This is a genomic window from Blautia marasmi (assembly GCF_900258535.1).
Taxonomy (GTDB): Bacteria; Bacillota; Clostridia; order Lachnospirales; family Lachnospiraceae; genus Blautia; species Blautia hominis.
In genome coordinates this window covers 2921385-2940292 of the sequence record NZ_OIWX01000001.1, presented here as the reverse complement: position 1 = coordinate 2940292, position 18908 = coordinate 2921385, and the positions used below count along the sequence as shown (strand labels likewise).

Below are 18908 nucleotides of genomic sequence, written 5' to 3'. Positions count from 1 at the left end.
TGACAGTACGGTAATTATAACCGTACACTCCCCTCAAAGATACAGACAAACCCCATGCAGAATCGCTTTGGGCGCTGGGAACTTTGCCTGGCTGCGGAATCCTTTATAAGATTTCAACTCCTGCTTTGCCGCAGGCAGTCAGAGTGGCTTCGTCCCAGATGGAGGACTGTACCTCACCCACATGTATTTTTTTCAGAAGGAGCATACAGACTCTGGACTGGCCGATGCCTCCGCCTATGGTCAGGGGCAGTTCATTATTTAAGAGCATTTTATGGAAAGTCAGTTCTCTTCTCTGGTTGCAGCCGGCTTTTTCAAGCTGTTCGCTCAAGGTTTTTGCATCCACACGGATTCCCATGGAAGAGATCTCCATAGCACACTGGAGCGGCTCATGCCAGAACAAAAGGTCGCCGTTTAACTTCCAGTCATCATAGTCCGGGGCACGACCGTCATGTTTTTCCCCTGATCTCAGCAAATCACCGATCTGCATGATGAAAATAGTCTTCTTCTCTTTTGCGTAGGCGTTCTCCCTCTCTTTTGGAGTCAGGTCCGGATACCGATCCTCCAGTTCCTGGGAAGTGATGAAGGATACCTCACGGCACAGCTCTGTGTCCAGATTCTCATAGTGGTATTTCACCTCTTCCAGCGCATTACAGATAGAATTTACGATCCTGGTCACAGTATCCTTCAGGTAATCTATGGTCCTGTCCTCTGCTGTGATGATCTTTTCCCAGTCCCACTGGTCCACGTAAGCGGAATGCAGGTTGTCAAGCTCCTCGTCCCTGCGGATGGCATTCATATCACAGAGGATCCCTTTTCCCACATGGAAATCGTAGCGGTAAAGGGCCATTCGTTTCCATTTTGCCAGGGAATGCACCACCTGGGCGTTCATATTTGCATCCGGGATGTCAAATGTTACAGGGCGCTCCACACCGTTCAGATCATCATTCAGACCGGAAGCCGGATCTACGAAAACCGGCGCTGTCACTCTTTTCAGATTTAAAGCCAAACATAGTTTTTTCTGCATCAGATTCTTGATGATACCAATCGCTTCCTGTGTCTCATAACTGGATAAGCATGAATGATAGTTCTCTGGTATTGTTACTTTTCCCATGTCTCTTTCCTCCCGTTTTATGTTCTATGGAATGTCTTGTTACCGGCGGACTTTTAGCTGCAGACATCTGTCTGTTTTTGGCGGATAACAACTGTTTTTTATTTTATTATAAAAAAGCAGTGTTGTAAATAGTCAATTCCGCTAATCCAGCCGCTTGATCCGCTTTCTGGTAACAGTTCAGACAAGCTGAACCGTTACGCATCCAGCCATTAAAAATCGCTTCGCGATGGACTGAATGCCTGCTGGCACTACTTCTTCATACGGTCAGCGCAGTAAATGCGCAGACCTGTCTGAACTGATCCGCTTTCTGGTAACAGTTCAGACAAGCTGAACCGTTACGCATCCAGCCATTAAAAATCGCTTCGCGATGGGCTGGATGCCTGCTGGCGCTACCTCTTCATACGGTCAGCGCAGTAAATGCGCAGACCTGTCTGAACTGATCCGCTTTCTATACGCCACCATGAGGATAACCATAGCGCCCAGCCAGGCACCTGTCTCCGCAAAATAGATACCTTCCTTTCCTATTAAAAGGGGCAGCAGCAGGGCGATCAGGATTCTCATGACCAACTCCGCGATCCCGGAGCACATGGGGATGAGCGTGTCACCCATTCCCTGCAGGGCAGATCGGTAGATGTGGAGCAGATAGAGGATGATCAGCGTTGCCCCCATGACCGCCAGATAATTATATGCAATGGTCAGTACCTCTGATGCATTGGATGCCTCTGAGGAGATAAATATTTTTAGAATGCTGTGCCCGAAAAGAAGGAGGACCGCTCCGATGGCCACCGCGATGCCTATGGATATTTTGGCTGAGGCGCGCACACCTTCCTTGATCCTGCCGTATTCCCCCGCGCCCAGATTCTGCCCCACAAAGGAGGATGTGGCATAACCGAAGGAGACTGCTGCCAGCTCCAGAAGTCCGTACAACTTGTTGGTAGCCGTAAAACCGGCCACATACAGAAGACCAAATCCGTTGATGACGTACTGGATGACAATGCCGCCGAAGCCAATGATCACATTCTGGAACGCCACGGGAATCCCAAGGCCCAGCAGGTGCTTTGCCATATCCCAGTCCCATTTCCAGTCGGTTTTCTCTATGTTCCAAATACCGTATTTTTTCAGCTGCAGAAAGCAGATGGTGCCGGAGCAGACCTGGGCCAGCACAGTTCCCAGTGCAGCACCTTCCACACCCCAGTGGAATACCAGAACAAAGATAAGGTCCAGGATAATATTCACAGCGGACGCACCGATCATGGCACGAAGGGGCGTCCGGCTGTCCCCCATGGCCCGGAGGATTCCGGAACAGATGTTGTAAAGCGCCGTTGCCACAAGTCCGAACATGAGGATCTGCAGGTAGTTGTAGGCCGGCTCCCGAATATTTGACGGTACACGCAGCAGTCCAAGCAGCCGCGACAGATTGCAGATAAAGAGCGCCATGACCAGCAGGGTGATCAGGCTTCCGGTCCACACAGACATAGCCACTGCTTTCTTCAGACGTTTTTCATCTTTTGCCCCAAAACACTGGGAGATCAGCACGGAAAACCCCTGGGCCACGCCTGTGATCCCGCCCATGGCAGTAAAACTCAGCCAGTCCGATGTCCCCAGGGCAGCCAGGGCTTCCACCCCTACTCCCCTGCCTACGATCACACTGTCCATTACGGTATATAGCTGCTGGAATACATTTCCCAGCATGAGGGGAAGGGCAAAGGAAACGATAATACCTGCCGGCTTCCCGCTTGTCATATCTCTTGTCTTTTGTTTCATTTCAATTTCCCCTTGTATAAGTGTTCAGCCTGCCGGACCTGCGCGTCAAAGTGTGGCGTGCAGATTGTCGGAATGGATTTTCAGACACACTAAAGTGCAGCCGTCTGCGCCCCTCTTCCGCTGCGCCCGGTACAAAAAACGCACAGCCTGTAGTGATGTATTATATCACTTTTACAGGCTGTGCGGTAGATATTATTCGCTTCTATTTTCCTAGACGGATCACATTCCAGGATGCTTTTTTCAGTACACTGGTGATAACACCGCCGTCCAGTTTGCTGCGGTCATCCGCATTTACGGGGGCTACTTTTTCCATTCCAAGGCCGTTTACTGCTTTCAGGTCCTCATTTTCCAGAACAATGTGTTCCAGGATCCGGTATCCCTCAAAGCTTCTCACGTCTGATTGAAGCTCCACGTCTTCCTCCAGATTACGGTTCACGGCAAAGATGGTCACCTCATCTGCCTCCTCATGAAAGACAGCTACGGACTCAATGTCAGTGATCTCATCGTGCTTTGCTGTGGCGTGTTTGGTGCTGTTCATAACAGGCAGAAGTGCCTCGCCGCGTCCGTATTTGGAAGCGTGCATAAACGGATAGAAAATGGTCTGTTTCCATGCACCGCCTGCTGCGTCCGTCATGATGGGGGCGATCACATTTACAAGCTGCGCAAGGCATGCCATCTTCACACGGTCCGCGTGCTTGATCAAAGTGATGAGCATCAGGCCTACAAGCAGGGCATCCTCAAAGTTATAGATATCCTCCAGCATAGGCGGTGCCACCTGCCACGGATGGTTCTCTGTGATATCATCATCCGCTGCATTGGAGTGGAACCACACGTTCCATTCGTCAAAGCTCAGATTCATGACTTTTTTGCTGCGTTTTTTGGCTTTCACATAATCACAGGTGGATATGATAGTGCGGATAAAGTCATCCATATCATCAGACTGGGCCAGATAATCATTGCTGTCATTGTCCCTGTTGCCGTAATACTGGTGCATGGAAATGTAATCCACATGATCATATGTATGGGACAGTGTCACTGCCTCCCAGTCCGGGAATGTAGGCATATCGCGGTTGGAGCTTCCGCAGGATACCAGTTCAATACTGGGGTCAATGAGGCGCATAGCCTTTGCCGTCTCCTCAGCCAGACGTCCGTACTCTTCCATGGTCTTGTGGCCGATCTGCCACGGACCGTCCATCTCGTTGCCTAGGCACCACACTTTGATGTTATGCGGGTCTTTTACACCGTGGCTGACACGCATATCACTGTATTTTGTTCCCGAGGGATGGTTGCAGTATTCCAGCAGATTGCAGGCATCGGAAATCCCTCTTGTGCCCAGGTTCACTGCCATCATCACCTCTGAATTTACCTGTTTTGCCCAGTTTGAAAATTCATTGAGGCCAACCTCATTTTTCTCCAGGCTTCTCCAGGCCAGCTCAAGACGGTGAGGTCGGTTGGCAACCGGGCCTACGGAATCTTCCCAGTAAAAATTGGATACAAAGTTTCCGCCCGGATAGCGGATGATCGGCACATCCAGCTCTTTTACAAGCTGTACCACGTCCTGACGGAATCCGTCTTTGTCCGCCGCCGGATGTCCCGGCTGATAGATGCCTTCGTACACGGCACGTCCCAGATGCTCAATGAAGGAACCATAAATTCTTTTGTCTACAGGTGCGATACGGAATTCCTTATCCAGCACCATTTTTGCGCGTCTGCTCATAATGAAAAACCTCCGGTCTTCTATACTCTTTTTCTTTTATTATACTAGTTGTATGGTCATATCAACAAGTTGTTGATAACAAAACCGCAAAAGCTTTTCCGCATCCTTCCATGCGTCCGGCTTTTGCGGCAGTCAGGCTTCGGTCCCACATCATCCCTTCACAGCACCGGTTGTAAGACCTTCTATAAAATATCTCTGGAAGCAAAGGAAGATGACAAATATAGGAATGATCGCAAACATGGATCCAGCGATCAGCACATCATAGTTGTTGCCATAAGGTGTGAGCAGTGTATTCAAGCCAATGGGCAGCGTAAATTTGTCAGCATCCCGGAAAATCATCATAGGCCACAGCATATTATTCCATGCCCCCATAGCACAGAGGATCGTCATGGCCGCAAACGCCGGTTTTGTAATGGGAAGCATGATCTTAAAACAAATCCCGTATTCTGTAGCCCCGTCAATCCTTCCGGCATCCAGCAGTTCTTTTGGCAGGCCGATCATATACTGCCGGAAGAAAAACACCGTGGACGCACCGCATATACCGGGCAATATAACACCTGCGGAAGTATTCATCAGTTTCAGATCGATCATTTCCTGATACAGCGGAAGCATAAGGATTTCAAATGGTACCATCATAGTGGCTATTACCAAGAAAAAAAGAACATTTTTCAACTTAAACTCATACATGGAGAGTCCATACGCTACCAGATAACAGATGAGCAGTGTCAGCACCACGGTCACAACCGTCAGTACCAAACTGTTCTTGAACCACATAAAATATTTTTTGGAATCAGCATTCCCGGAAAACAGGTATGTATAATTACTGAGCGTCATAGATGAAAAATCAAGGTTAACGCTGAGGCCTCTCCGGATCAATTCACGCCCGGGCCTGAAAGACGCCAGAACTCCCGCGATCAGGGGAAACACTACGATAAATCCCAATACAGCAAAAAAGGCAGTTGATATCACAGATAGAATCGTATTCTTCTTTTTCATACCCATCTTTCTTTTATCAGAGGAAACTGTACTCATGATCATCTCTCCTCCTTCTTAAATGTGCCATTTAATATTAACTGTACAAAGTTGATGATAAGTGCGATCACCAACAGCACCACACCAACCGCTGCCGCATATCCCATCTGATTTCTCTCAATCCCCCTCTTGTACAAATATCCTACAATAGTAAGACCGATATTTTTCGGTGAGGAGTTTCCGTTCCACAACATGAATGATTCCAGGAACATTGCCAGTCCGGCGTATACACTGATCGTCAAAACATAAATTGAGGTGGGTTTTAAAAGAGGCAGTGTCACATAACGGAATTTCTGCCAGGAATTAGCGCCGTCAATATCTGCCGACTCATACAGGGCACCATCAATACCTTTAAGGCCCGACACAAAATAGAGCATATTGACTCCGGTCCACCGCCAGCAGGCCAGGATCAAAAGGGCGATCATACCCGTTGTCCCATTTTTCAGCCAGGCTACAGGGGCTTTTCCCAACAATTCCATCAGCACATTCATTTGTCCTGTGGAATACTCAGAGAACATCAGACGGAACAAAGTACCTGAAATCACTACACTGGTCAAAGCCGGTATGTAAAGAATGGCTTTCCACAGGCCCTTTGCCTTCACCAGACGGCTGTCCATCAGCACAGCAAAAAGCATGGGAAATGGGATCAGCAGAACCAGCGTTCCGATCATGTATGTGGCACTGTTCTTCAGCGCAATATGAAATGCACTGTCACGCAGCAGTTTTGTATAGTTGGAAATGCCTACCCACTCAATCTGTCCCGGTTTTATGGACTCGAAGCTCATCTTAAATGCACTAAACAGCGGATATATCCAGAATATGGCGAAACTCAGAATGAATGGCAATACGAACACCCACGGAGCAGCCTTCTGGGAATAGAAGAATTTCTTAAATTTTTTCATATATTCATCTCCCTCTTGAAAAACTACCCGGAGTGAAACCACTCCGGGCAATTTTCTGTTTCGTTACGATCACCCAGATTTACATCAGTCTATATCCTGCTCCAAATCAACGTAATCCTGCGCATCCTGGATCGCCTCTTTCACATCCATACCATCCTGAAGCACATTGTTCAGGGTAGTTGTGCACATGTAGTCACCTAATGTAAACGTATTTTCATTTACGGTAATAGCTGCGATCTCATCTTTAATCTCATTCAGAACATCGAATGGGTTTGTCTTAAAGAATGCAATGAACTTGTTGCTGGTATCCTGTGTAATGCTTGTATCTTCCCATACTGCAGTGTTGCAGACATCAAATCCAAGGTTCTCCCAGATTCCCTTACAGCCTTCTTCTGAGCATTTTGCATAGGCGATAAAGTCTGCTGCCAGTTCCGGATCAGAGGACTGGTTGGTCACAACTGTACCTGTACCGCCGATACCAACGGACCGAGGCTGTCCCTCTTCAAATACCGGGCAGGGAGCCATAGCCCATTTGCCGGATTCTTCAGGCATGTAATCCAGGAAACGGCTCATATACCATAAAGCTTTCGGGAAAGAAGCAATGTTGCCGTCCAGAATGTTCTGGAATCCCGCTTCCAGATCAACGTGTCCGTCCGGAGAAACCATAGCCAGTTCATCGTCCAGCCATCCCTGCTGCATGGTAAGCATTTTCTCCATGGATTCCGGGATCACAGCCTTGCCGTCCTTATCCACCTGGTCATCACCGTACTCAGCCATTGCCAGCCACATCCAGTCTGTACCGCCTGTATCGACAGAAGTCATCTTCACCTCGCCGTTTGATGCCTCTTTCAATGTCTCTGCAGCTGCAGTATAGTCATCCCAGGTCTTAATCGTTGTATAGTCAACCCCGTACTGTGATAACAGTTCATCATTATAGAACATAACAGTAGCACCAACATGAGTAGGCGCGCCATAGTAATTGTCATCTTTGGAATAGATATCAAAACGTGACTGCACCAAATCTCCCATATAAGGCTCAAGAGCATCATTCAGCGGATAAAGCTGTACTTCACCCTGCAGGAAGTTGGGGAACTGGCCTCTCTCAATATCGCACAGATCCGGTGCACCTTCCCCTGTCTGAAGCGCCATGATCATCTTGTTGTGCATATCAGCAAATGGATATGTAGTGAAGGTCATTTGAATCTGTCTGTCAGGATTTTCCTCATTCCATTTTTCCAGCATCTGTGCATAGAACGTGTTGTGCAGTTCGACGAAAGACCACATCTCCATCTTTGTTCCTGAATCCGGTCCTACTGTAGTAACTGCTTCCGGCTCTGCTTCACCGTCTTCCCCTTCCGCATCTGCCCCTGCGTCCTGTGTATCCTCTGCGTCTGCGCCGTCTGTCCCCGCAGAACTTGCCTTATCTCCTCCGCATCCGGCCAGGAGACTTGCTGCCATAGCTGTAACCAATAATGCACTGACTAATTTCTTCTTCATACCTTAACCTCCTAAATCTTTTTGCAAATGTTTGAATTACTTTTCATTTTTCAAAAATAAACATAGTAAACAAAAATCCATTCCTATTTTGTACCACTAATGCACTCGCGAGTGTACATATTGCACATTTTTTGTGTGTTTTGTACCGGTTTATGTTCACATTGTATAATACCCTTTATATTTTTGTCAATGTTTATTTATGTAAAATCAAAATTAGTTTACATTTACTTTTAATACCTCCCTTATATTTTACATTTATCTAAACAACATTTCCGCAGGATAGGAGATTCATTTTAGAAAAGCCCTTAGTTATTTCATATTATATTGACTTTTTTAAATTAAAGGATATAATACTTTATATAATTCTAAAATTTAACGTCGTAAAAAAGAGGGCCTTTTTCTTTTAACTTGTATGGTCGTCGATACATCTATTAATTTTTACGCACAAGACTGGAGGAACGCAAATGCTGCACATTAAATCATTAGAAGAAGGACTGAATATTTTCAAAGCCCTTGGCTCTGAGATAAGAGTTGAAATCATCAAGATTCTGCTTAAAAGCGATGGAATGAACATGAACGAGCTTGCTCAACACCTGAAGATCACCAACGGTGCCCTCACCAGCCATATCCGGAAGCTGGAAGAAGCAGGCCTGATCTCTGTCGTAAACGAAACCGCATCCCATGGGAACCAGAAAAAATGCTCGGTGCTCCTGGATAAAATATTGATCGACTTTGAACCGCAGACAGAAAATGCCAACATCTTTAATGCTTCCGTCAAGGTGGGCCATTATTCCGATTTCCAGGTAACTCCCACCTGCGGCCTGGCCTCTGCCACCAATATGATAGGGGAGATGGATGATGTCCGTTATTTCGCCCATCCGGACCATTATGAGGCGGATATTCTCTGGTTCACGCAGGGATATGTTGAGTATATGATTCCCAACTTCATCCCGCCGGCACAGAAGATTGACCAAATTGCCATCTCTATGGAAATCTGCTCGGAAGCACCCAGTTTTAATCCCAACTGGCCCTCCGATATTTCTTTCTATTTGAATGACGTCAAGATCGGTTCCTGGATATCTCCCGGAGATTTCGGGGATGTTCCAGGTACCTTCACACCTACCTGGTGGCTGTCCAGCTTGAATCAATACGGTCTACTGAAGTTCCTGGTCATTAATGACAAAGGAACCTTCATAGACGGAAAACAAATTTCCGATGTGGGGATCCGCAGCTTCAACCTCACGTCCCAAAGCCTGCTGCGGCTGAAGCTGGCAGTAGAAAAAGATGCAAAGCATGTGGGTGGACTGACTATCTTCGGAAAAAATTTCGGAAATTACAGTCAGGATATTGATGTACAGATTTCCTATAGCGCCATAGAAGGATAAGATCCGAATGTCCGCTGTAATCAACCAAAAAAAGGAACCGTTCTTCCGGCTTTTTATAATAAAGCTGGCAGAACGGTTCTTTATAATTTAAGTTATAACTACTTTATTCTAAAAGAAACAATGCTGCAGGGTGGAATGGTAAAGGAAAGTCCTCTGTCTGTTACTGTAAAATTGTCAAAGGTCTCTTCTTTCACACGTTCCAGATCCTCGAACGTATTGTGGGCATTCATATCCTGGGTCAGGATGGTTGCCGTGACCTCTGTGGGATTGCATTCAGCGAAAGTGGTTTCTACTTTTTCGCTGTCTGTAACTGACAGATTGTTCAGGGTCAGGGTCAGGATTCCGTCTTTGTCTATGGATACAGACTCGTGGAGTTTTGGTACTTCATACTCTCCGTCTGAACCTTCGGCTGTTTTATTGTCTGCAATGTAGCTTTCTACCAGTTCCGCATCCTGATGGGTGCGGTACATATGAAATACGTGGTAGGTTGGTGTCAGGAGCATTTTCTCGCCTTCTGTGAGGATCACGGACTGGAGCACGTTTACGATCTGGGCCAGACATGCCATTTTCACCCTGTCACAATGTTTATTAAAGATATCCAGAGTCAGTCCTGCTACCAGGGCATCCCGCATGGTATTCTGCTGGTAGAGGAATCCCGGATTGGTACCCGGCTCAACATTGAACCAGCAGCCCCACTCGTCCACTGCCATTCCAATCCTCTTCTCCGGGTCATATTTGTCCATGATCGCACCGTGGCGGTTGATCAGTTCTTCCATATAAAGAGCTTTATTCAGACTTTTGTACCATACTTTCTCGTCAAATTCCGTGGCGCTTCCTTTTATTTCCCAGCCTTCGGGATGAACATAGTAGTGAAGGGACAGCATATCCATAAATCCCCTATCCTTATCATTTCCCGGCTGCGGCTGTGCAAAGCAGGTGTTTAATACTCCTTCTGTCCAGAAATAATCGGCTACATTGGCCCCGCAGCAAACTTTGCGGATAGGCTTTTCATTATCATAGCTGCGAACATAAGTCTGATATCTGCGGTACAGGTTCCCATAATACTCCGGTGTCATATTTCCACCGCATCCCCAGTTTTCATTACCTACACCAAAATAGTCAATTTTCCACGGTTTCTCATGCCCGTTTTCTTTTCTCAGATCCGCCATAGGAGAAACACCGTCAAAGGTAATATACTCCACCCACTCGCTCATTTCCTGTACAGTCCCACTGCCCACATTGCCGTTGACATAGGTCTTGCAGCCAAGCTGACTGCACAGTTCAAAGAACTCATGCGTTCCGAAGCTGTTGTCTTCCACTACGCCTCCCCAGTGGGTATTGATCATTTTTTTCCTGTTTTCTTTTGGACCGATTCCGTCTTTCCAGTGATATTCATCGGCAAAACAGCCGCCCGGCCAGCGAAGCACAGGCACTTTCATCTCTTTCAGCGCTTCCACCACATCCGTTCTCATGCCTTTCACATTGGGAATGGGCGAATCCTCTCCCACATAAAGTCCTTCATAGATACATCTCCCCAGATGTTCAGAGAAATGCCCGTAAATCTCCGGATTGATATGCCCCTGTACTTTTTTCTCATTTACATACAACTTTGCCATTTATTTGTCCTCCTGTTTAAAATAATGTACACCCCAGATCGTTTCGTTATTGTCTCCTGCCGCCGTGAAACACATGGTCCGGTTTCCGGCCTCTTCTTTCATCTCGATCATTACCCCTTCATAATTCTGACCATTCAGTTCAACCGTCACATATGGAGTTCCTTTTTCCAGAGAAAAACGGCCCAACGCTCCGCCTTCACTGTCCTTTACGACGCCACCCTTTTCAAAAACAATACTCTCATATTTATGTACTTTCGAGCTGATGTCTGTGCCATGGTTTACATAATAGTATGTACCCAAAACGTCTTTCTCTTCATAACCGGATTCCTTCAAAACCTCACCGGACGTATTAAAAGGTGCCGCTACAGGCCACCCCTTTTTATTGATGAAAATCTGATGCACCCTTGGCTCATGAGCCTCTGTCCCGTTTTTAAAGCGCTGGTGATACACCACATACATCCTGTCGTCGTCATCCACAAAGGCGGAGTTGTGCCCTGGCGCCATGTAGGTAAAACTCAAACTGGGAAATGTATAGTTTCCCATCATCTTCAGGCCATATATGCTGTGATCCACCACCATTCCCAGTTCCTGTCCGGCTGTATCTGTGTACGGTCCGTCCGGATCTTCCGAACGGAAAACCCGCATCTGATAGCCCCCTTTTGCCTGAAGCTCACCATAAGAAACAAAAAGATAATAATATTTGCTTGTCTCATCATACATAATATACGGCCCCTCGATGGAATTATGACCACCGCCGAGCAGACGTTTCCCATAGTAGGTATCCACACCGTTTTCCGGGTCCGCCTCCGGATGAATCGGGTATCCTGTCTCCTCGTCAATCTCAAGAATGAAAATCCCACCCGACCATGAGCCGTATGTCATCCACATCTTTCCCTCCGCATCATAGAAAACCGTTGGGTCAATACAATTTGGCCACTGCAGGTTATCATAATCGCCTGCTGTGAGATAATCCGTGATCTTTCCATTTGGGTTGATCTCCTGAAAATTAATGGTGTCCCAGTTCTGATTTGTAAATCCCGAATGGATCAATACATCCCGAAAAGTATACGGTCCATCCGGTTCATCTGCTGTGGCAAAACAGATCGTAGATTTCTTGTAGGTGGAACTGGTACTAAAATACATCACATACTTTCCCATCTTCTCATTAAAAACCACATCCGGCGCCCAGACGGAATACCCGCCCGCATCGTTTTTTCCCACAAAAGAAAAAGCTTCCATGGGTTCCTCAAATAAGTTATCAAACAGTTTATTATTTTCGTCCACACCGGAAACAAACATGGACCACTTTACCAGGTCATCCGACTTTGCCGCATCCATATGGGAACCGAAAATATAATAGGTATCGTCTGCCTTAAGTATGGATGGATCATGAACCGACGCACCGGTGGTATAGCCTTTCTGATTTTCCTTGATCTCTTCCGGTGACATTTCCTCGCCCTGCGCACTTCCACATCCATATAAGACAACCCCCATAACCAACGCCCCCAATAATACTGTCTGTGTTCGTTTCAAATAATATCCTCCTTTCTTTTTACAAATAGCTAAAATATTTTATCTTTACCGAAATTATATTGTAATATACGCGCATTTGCAAGTCTTTTATTATGTTTTTATTGATTATTTATTGAATCAACTTGTATATTTTACCTTAATCTTGTTCTCTTGTAAATTATTTTACTATATGCTACAATACATAAAAAGTACCGGGAGAAAAGCTTCCGCCGTGAGAGGAGTTTTGAAATATGAAACAAATGAACATACTTCCAACCGCTGACTGCCTGTGCCGGGAAGGCCAGCAGACAGCCTGGCTGCGCCCCTATACAATGGATTGGAACACACCTGAATCTGACAGCCTGCATCTGGAATACAGCTACAACAAGTCAGACTGGTATCAGTTAAATGGAGGCAATGGTGTCTGGTTCCCCGATTTCGGCTCCGGACGGATCACCTCCCCAGCCTTATACCTGCTTGAGAATCACGGCTATCTTGTAACCGCGGGGGATGCAGAAAATGCAGACCGTCGGCACCTCGTAAGAACAGAGGATTTTATTCATTACACAGGGGCCTCTTATACTGGTTCAGGCTGGGAAATCTCTGCTTCTTACCAAATAAAAAAAGCGCCCCTTCCTGACGGAAGCCTGGAAATCCCCCTATCTGTACTGAAGGAACTCCAGGCCGTATACGGCAAACCCGAACCTGTACTGCTTCATGCCGTAGAAGATATCAATGTATGTGTGAAGCCCGGCAGTTCCCCATCCCTTCCAGAGAAGATCACTGTAGAATATACCAACGGTATGCAGGAAGAACGGGCTGTGAACTGGAATGCCCAAGCACCGGAAGACACCGCAGGCAGCCACACATCTGTATCTGTTGTGGGAAGGCTGCAGGAAACGGTGTACCCTAATCCTTTTATCCTCCACCGAGCTGACCCTTTCATTTATAAGCACACAGACGGCATGTATTATTTCACAGCTTCTTACACCGATATGGAACACAACCTGGAGGGAAAATACCAGTATCTTTACATCATACTGCGCCGCTCTGCCACCCTCGGGGGGCTGGCGGATGGTTCCGGCGCCTATGAGGAAAAAGTGGTTTATGAACGCAAGCCCATAGCCGGCGGCACTTTGAGTCCCCATATCTGGGCACCCGAAATCCACTACATTGAGGGAAACTGGTACATTTACTACACCACCACTATCTCCGATGAATCCTCCTGGCGCATCCGTCCTCACTGCCTGGAGTGCAGGGACCGCGATCCCCTTTGCGGGACCTGGGAGTCAAAAGGTCCTGTTGTCACTGAAGTCAAGGATGATATTGCATTTACGGATTTTTCCCTGGACCATACACATTTTGAGCATAAAGGAAAGCATTATTTTCTGTGGGCCCAGAAAACAAATAATACGTCCGATATTTTCATTGCCCAGCTCTCCAATCCCTGGACCCTCTGCACCCCGGCTGTCCGTCTGTCCCACCCGGAATATGCCTGGGAACTCCATGGCTTCCCGGTGGATGAAGGCCCCGGTGTCATTAAACACGGGGATAAGATATTCCTGACCTTCTCCGGCAGCGGCACGGACGCCCTGTACTGTGTGGGACTTCTCTATGCAGAGGAAACAGCAGACCTTCTGGACGCAGCCTCCTGGAAAAAGCTGCCCTACCCTGTGTTCCAGAGCAGCCGTGCAACCGGACAGTTCGGACTTGGGCATAACAGCTTTACCAGATCAGATGATGACACGGAAGACCTGATCATTTACCACGGCCGCCAGGAGGAACGGTACCTGGCGGAGGAGGATTACCAGCCCCTTTACGACGCCGGACGCAACGCTTCTGTGGGGAAGATATACTGGGATGAGGATGGGATGCCCAACTTCTCGGTGCCGTCCCAGAGGATCGTGCGCAAAGATGAAGATTTAATTGTCCATGCCAAAATAACTGTAAAATAGCATTCGGCATCAAAAAAAGTTCAGCCTTTTTGGGGGTGGACTTTTTCTTTTACTCATCTTTCTTTTAAACTCTGCCTGTTCAAATTTCCACAGCAGACAGCCCCCCGGAATACAGGGCCGGCTGCTTTCTGGGATATCAACTTTCAACAAAAATTCGACAAATTTCCGCTATACTCTTGTATTATACTAAAGTACCTCAGTGAAGAAGGAGGAAACACAAATGAACAAAAAGAAACATGAATTTCCACATGCATTTGTCATTCTGTTTGCCATTTTGGTATTAATGGTAATCTGCACATGGCTGGTTCCTGCGGGACAGTACAACAGAGTGGAAGTAGATGGAAAACAGGTTGTGGATGCGGACAGCTTTCAGTACGTGGAGTCATCTCCCGTAGGTTTTATGGGATTATTTCAATCCATTCCCCAAGGGATCCAGGATGGAGCTGCTTTGATCACCATGATTTTTACAATCGGTGCTGCAATCGGTCTTGTGAACAGCACAGGGGCTTTAAAAGCCGCAGTTATGACACTTTCCAAAAAACTCGGAGAAAAGCACAGTAAATTGGTACTGATCGGTATCATGATCTTCTTTCTTTTCATTGGAGGATTTCCTGCAATGTTGGAAGGCACCATTCCTTTTGCTGCCGTCTGTATTCCCATATGCCTTGCACTTGGATACGATGTAATAACAGGGATATCTGTCGTATTCATTGCAGATATCGTAGGATGGTCAGCAGGCCCGGCAAACTATTATACTGTTGGTAACGCCCAGATTATCGGCGGGTTGAAATTATTCTCCGGATTTTCCTATCGTATGGCAGCTCTGGTTGTACTTGGCATCATCAGTATATTTTACGTTATCCGCTATGCTGAAAAGGTACGGAAAGACCCATCAAAAGGGCTTATGGCCGGGCATGATTATTCTGACCTCGCAGGAGACCAGGAAGAGGCTGCGTTTACCGGACGCCGGAAGTTGGTGGTCGTGGTTTTTCTGGCAGCTATCCTACTTATCGTTATTGGCTGCCTTAAATGGGGATGGGGGATGCCCGAGATGTCAGCCGTCTATATCATATTCGGTATCATATGCGGCATCATTGCAGGATACAAGAGCGGAAAAATTGCAGACGAACTTTTAGATGGGGCAAAATCCGTGTTTATTGCGGCAATGGCTATCGGAATGGCAAGAGCGATTTCTGTTGTCATGCAGCAGGGCTTGATTCTGGATACCATAATATACGGTCTGTCCGGTGTGCTGAAGGGACTTCCTGAAAGCCTTACCAGTATCGGAATGCTGGCAGTTCAGACCATTCTGAATTTCTTTATCCCCTCAGGAAGCAGTCAGGCGCTGGTCACTATGCCGGTACTTATGCCGGTTGCAGAGATTACCGGCCTCAGCAAACAGCTTACCATCCTGGCATTCCAATTCGGTGACGGTCTCAGCAACTTGTGTTATCCTACCATGGGTGCACTTATTGCATTTCTGTCTTATGGACGTGTTCCTTTTAACAAATGGATAAAATTTATCATGCCCTTTATGCTGTTGGCATGGGGTGCCTGTATCATCCTTCTGGTTGCCGGTGCAGTCATAGGATATTAAGGCTCAAATAGCTCATAACACAAGAAAAATTCTTTTTGCCATTCTGTCACGCCTCTTTCCCGCTTGACAGAATGGCGTTTTTCATTCCCTTCTTCTCCTGTAAATCTGAAAAAATGCTCCTCCCCCTCCAATTGCACTCCCAATTACCAAAATAACAACAAATTATATTGACGTTATTTTTTACAGATGATATAATCCACATATAACATTTGCAATCTATTTATTTGCATATATAAGACAGGAGGTGAAATCAAGAAGACAGAATAAATAGCATTGCAGACACTTTACAGATGCCCGCGACCCGGGCAGCAGAAAGGAGACTATATGGGGGATAGGGAAAGCAAAAAACGTAATGGGATCAGCAAGTCACTGAAAAGATTTTTTGGTGTGGGGGATTTTGGTTTTTCTTTTATGACCAATATTGAAACTTATTATTTCACATACTTCCTGACAAATATTGCAGAATTCACGCTGCCGGTAGTGACTATGATCACAACCATCGCAAGCGTAGTGGATGCTGCATTATCCTGGATCTACGGAGTCATACTGGACACAGTCAAGCCTATGAAATGGGGACGCTACCGCTCCTGGCTGCTAATCATTCCATGGCTTGTCCCCTTCCTGTACGCCTTCCAGTTTATCCGTGTGGGAAACGGCACAGCAGCAGTCATCATTATTATTGCAGCTACCATAACAAGCCATATTGCCTGGAATATTCCGTTTGTAGCCAACATTTCCATGATCAACATGGCATCCAAAACACCGGAGGACCGCATGGCACTGTCCTCCTCAAGAGCGATCTGGCAGTCACTGGGACGAGTCTTCTATTCCTATGTAGGCCCCGCAGTGGTTTCTCTCCTTGCCGGCCTGGTGGGAGAAAAGAACTCCTATGGCGCTACAGCCTTTGTCTTTGCCGCTCTGATGGCCGCAGGTTACTTCGCCCACTTTAAAATGTTTGAGGGTTATGAGGAAACCGGCGCAGAAGCACGTGCCAGAATGCAGAAAGAACAGATGGAGCAGAAAGCAAAGGGAAAACAGACAAAAGGGAACGGGCTGATCAAATGCCTCACCACAAATCCCTATCTTCTGGGACTGACCGTGGCAGACCTTGCCAAATATGTCTACAGCTTCGTAGCAAGCGGAATTGCCGTCTATTATTTTACTTATGTAGCAGGCAAGCCCGGGCTCACCGCTACTTTTATTCTGATCTCCAGCCTTCTGGGTGTTATTGCATCGTATCTTTCTAAAGCAGCAGCCAAGAAATTTTCCGCAAGGAATACGGTGATCTACGCCTATCTTGCTATGACGGTGGTGCTGGTCCTGGGGTTTTTATTTTACCAGAATGCCTGGATCGTGATCCTCATGGTGAGTCTGGCCCAGTTTTGCTGTACCATGACAAATGCCTGCGGCCCTGCCCTGTATGCGGACTGTGCCATCTACAGTGAATACAAAACAGGCAAGAACGCAACAGGACTTATTATGGGCCTGAGCAATATTCCGCTGAAGATCGGTGTGGTAAGCCGCGGCATCCTGATCAGCGCATGTCTGGCAATCGCCGGCTTTGATCTGGAAACAGTGGAAAAAGGAATTACCTCCCCGCAGCTGGAAAGAGGGATCAGTATGGGATTTACCATCATTCCCGCCATCGCAGTCGGTCTTGGGGCCCTGATCATGATCTTCGGTTTCCGTCTTACCAGAAACAAGATGGAACAGTATTCCGCAGAACTGGAAAAACGGAAACGATCCAGGTAAGTGCTTCCGCGGCGTCCAATCACCCGTTTGTCATACGCCGCACCCTATAAAACCAAGCAAACAAAAAGGAGGAAAGTTATGTTAACCAAAAGGCAGAATTTAATGGAAACCATAAGAGGCGGAAATCCGGACCGTTTTGTAAACCAGTACGAGGCCTTCAAACTCATCCAGAATCCACTGGGGCTTCACAATCCCAATCCCAAATACGGGGAAATGAATGTGGTAAACGGCTGGGGGATCACCCGCTCCTGGCCGGTAGGTACCCCGGGGGCTTTTCCGGTGCACACCCCGGAAAAAGTGGTGATCAAAGACATCACACACTGGAGAGATTATGTACATGCCCCCAGCGTTAAGTTTCCTGACGCGGAATGGGAGCCATTTATTAAACAGGCAGAAGAGACAGACCGGAACGAATATTTTGCAACCGCGTTTGTAGCCCCCGGACTATTCGAGCAGTGTCATCACCTGGGCGAAATCCAGTCCACTTTGATCAATCTCTATGAAGAACCGGAGGCCATGCACGAGCTGATTGACTATCTTACGGACTTTGAACTTCAGCTCGCCGAAGAAATCTGCACCCATCTGAAGCCTGACGGATTGTTCCACCATGATGACTGGGGCAGCCAGACTTCCACCTTTATGTCTCCTGAGATGTTTGAGGAGTTTTATCTGCCGGGGTACAAAAAGATCTACGGATATTACAAATCCCACGGAGTTGACTTGATCATTCATCACTCTGACTCCTATGCCGCTACTTTTGTGCCGTACATGATCGACATGGGTGTGGACATATGGCAGGGTGTCATGACCACCAACAATGTGCCAGAACTGATCCAAAAATACGGAGGCCGGATGTCCTTCATGGGCGGCATTGACAGTGCGAAAGTGGATTATGAGGGCTGGACCCGCCAGGTCATTGCCAGGGAAGTAAAAAGAGCCTGTGACGAAAACGGAAAACATTACTATATCCCCAACGCATCCATCGGCCTTCCCACAAGCACATATGACGGTGTTTATGATGTGATCTCAGAAGAGATTGCGAAATACAGCAAAGAAGTATTCAGATAA

At 47.0% G+C, this 18908-nt stretch carries 13 protein-coding genes; 5 read left to right on the top strand and 8 right to left on the bottom strand.

Annotated elements, in window-relative coordinates; genetic code table 11:
- Positions 1-103 precede the first annotated feature (103 nt).
- The 6 genes from asnA to C6P39_RS12685 form a co-directional block, all read right to left on the bottom strand.
- Positions 104-1111, bottom strand: a complete 1008-nt coding sequence (asnA, locus tag C6P39_RS12710; RefSeq protein WP_095175948.1) for an aspartate--ammonia ligase — start codon at positions 1109-1111, stop codon at positions 104-106.
- Positions 1112-1516: 405 nt separating this feature from the next.
- Positions 1517-2875, bottom strand: a complete 1359-nt coding sequence (locus tag C6P39_RS12705) for an MATE family efflux transporter (protein WP_104804013.1) — start codon at positions 2873-2875, stop codon at positions 1517-1519.
- Positions 2876-3077: 202 nt separating this feature from the next.
- Positions 3078-4592, bottom strand: coding sequence for an arabinosylfuranosidase ArfA (gene arfA, locus C6P39_RS12700; protein ID WP_095175950.1), 1515 nt, complete (start codon positions 4590-4592; stop codon positions 3078-3080).
- A gap of 150 nt (positions 4593-4742) precedes the next feature.
- Entirely contained in the window at positions 4743-5624 is an 882-nt protein-coding gene (locus C6P39_RS12695) for a carbohydrate ABC transporter permease (protein WP_278277970.1), read from the bottom strand.
- A gap of 2 nt (positions 5625-5626) precedes the next feature.
- Positions 5627-6526: a carbohydrate ABC transporter permease gene (locus C6P39_RS12690; RefSeq protein WP_095175951.1), complete on the bottom strand. Its 900-nt coding sequence runs from the start codon at positions 6524-6526 to the stop codon at positions 5627-5629.
- Between the two features lie 84 nt (positions 6527-6610).
- On the bottom strand, positions 6611-8023 hold the full coding sequence (locus tag C6P39_RS12685; RefSeq protein WP_095175952.1) for an ABC transporter substrate-binding protein: 1413 nt from the start codon (positions 8021-8023) through the stop codon (positions 6611-6613).
- A gap of 464 nt (positions 8024-8487) precedes the next feature.
- On the opposite strand from C6P39_RS12685, the gene C6P39_RS12680 reads away from it, so the two are divergent.
- A complete protein-coding gene (locus tag C6P39_RS12680; RefSeq protein ID WP_065543311.1) occupies positions 8488-9408 on the top strand; it encodes an ArsR/SmtB family transcription factor in 921 nt (306 codons plus the stop codon).
- Positions 9409-9506: 98 nt separating this feature from the next.
- On the opposite strand, the gene C6P39_RS12675 is transcribed toward C6P39_RS12680, so the two are convergent.
- Both C6P39_RS12675 and C6P39_RS12670 read right to left on the bottom strand, forming a co-directional pair.
- Entirely contained in the window at positions 9507-11024 is a 1518-nt protein-coding gene (locus C6P39_RS12675) for an alpha-N-arabinofuranosidase (protein ID WP_104804012.1), read from the bottom strand.
- Positions 11025-12557: a glycoside hydrolase family 43 protein gene (locus tag C6P39_RS12670; protein ID WP_104804011.1), complete on the bottom strand. Its 1533-nt coding sequence runs from the start codon at positions 12555-12557 to the stop codon at positions 11025-11027.
- Positions 12558-12787: 230 nt separating this feature from the next.
- On the opposite strand from C6P39_RS12670, the gene C6P39_RS12665 reads away from it, so the two are divergent.
- The 4 genes from C6P39_RS12665 to C6P39_RS12650 all read left to right on the top strand — a co-directional run bounded on the left by C6P39_RS12665 (position 12788) and on the right by C6P39_RS12650 (position 18908).
- A complete protein-coding gene (locus C6P39_RS12665) occupies positions 12788-14491 on the top strand; it encodes a family 43 glycosylhydrolase (RefSeq protein WP_104804010.1) in 1704 nt (567 codons plus the stop codon).
- A 220-nt stretch (positions 14492-14711) separates the two neighbouring features.
- On the top strand, positions 14712-16088 hold the full coding sequence (locus C6P39_RS12660) for a YfcC family protein (RefSeq protein ID WP_104804009.1): 1377 nt from the start codon (positions 14712-14714) through the stop codon (positions 16086-16088).
- Between the two features lie 324 nt (positions 16089-16412).
- Positions 16413-17840, top strand: coding sequence for an MFS transporter (locus C6P39_RS12655; RefSeq protein ID WP_095175977.1), 1428 nt, complete (start codon positions 16413-16415; stop codon positions 17838-17840).
- A 78-nt stretch (positions 17841-17918) separates the two neighbouring features.
- The gene (locus tag C6P39_RS12650; RefSeq protein ID WP_095175978.1) at positions 17919-18908 is read left to right on the top strand and encodes a uroporphyrinogen decarboxylase family protein; all 990 of its coding nucleotides are present in this window, start codon (positions 17919-17921) and stop codon (positions 18906-18908) included.

What these genes read in the sequence shown, in the direction of transcription:
- asnA (WP_095175948.1), bottom strand. Translation starts at nt 1,111, where the DNA reads ATGGGAAAAGTAACAATACCAGAGAACTATCATTCATGCTTATCCAGT.
- C6P39_RS12705 (WP_104804013.1), bottom strand. Translation starts at nt 2,875, where the DNA reads ATGAAACAAAAGACAAGAGATATGACAAGCGGGAAGCCGGCAGGTATT.
- arfA (WP_095175950.1), bottom strand. Translation starts at nt 4,592, where the DNA reads ATGAGCAGACGCGCAAAAATGGTGCTGGATAAGGAATTCCGTATCGCA.
- C6P39_RS12695 (WP_278277970.1), bottom strand. Translation starts at nt 5,624, where the DNA reads ATGAGTACAGTTTCCTCTGATAAAAGAAAGATGGGTATGAAAAAGAAG.
- C6P39_RS12690 (WP_095175951.1), bottom strand. Translation starts at nt 6,526, where the DNA reads ATGAAAAAATTTAAGAAATTCTTCTATTCCCAGAAGGCTGCTCCGTGG.
- C6P39_RS12685 (WP_095175952.1), bottom strand. Translation starts at nt 8,023, where the DNA reads ATGAAGAAGAAATTAGTCAGTGCATTATTGGTTACAGCTATGGCAGCA.
- C6P39_RS12680 (WP_065543311.1), top strand. Translation starts at nt 8,488, where the DNA reads ATGCTGCACATTAAATCATTAGAAGAAGGACTGAATATTTTCAAAGCC.
- C6P39_RS12675 (WP_104804012.1), bottom strand. Translation starts at nt 11,024, where the DNA reads ATGGCAAAGTTGTATGTAAATGAGAAAAAAGTACAGGGGCATATCAAT.
- C6P39_RS12665 (WP_104804010.1), top strand. Translation starts at nt 12,788, where the DNA reads ATGAAACAAATGAACATACTTCCAACCGCTGACTGCCTGTGCCGGGAA.
- C6P39_RS12660 (WP_104804009.1), top strand. Translation starts at nt 14,712, where the DNA reads ATGAACAAAAAGAAACATGAATTTCCACATGCATTTGTCATTCTGTTT.
- C6P39_RS12655 (WP_095175977.1), top strand. Translation starts at nt 16,413, where the DNA reads ATGGGGGATAGGGAAAGCAAAAAACGTAATGGGATCAGCAAGTCACTG.
- C6P39_RS12650 (WP_095175978.1), top strand. Translation starts at nt 17,919, where the DNA reads ATGTTAACCAAAAGGCAGAATTTAATGGAAACCATAAGAGGCGGAAAT.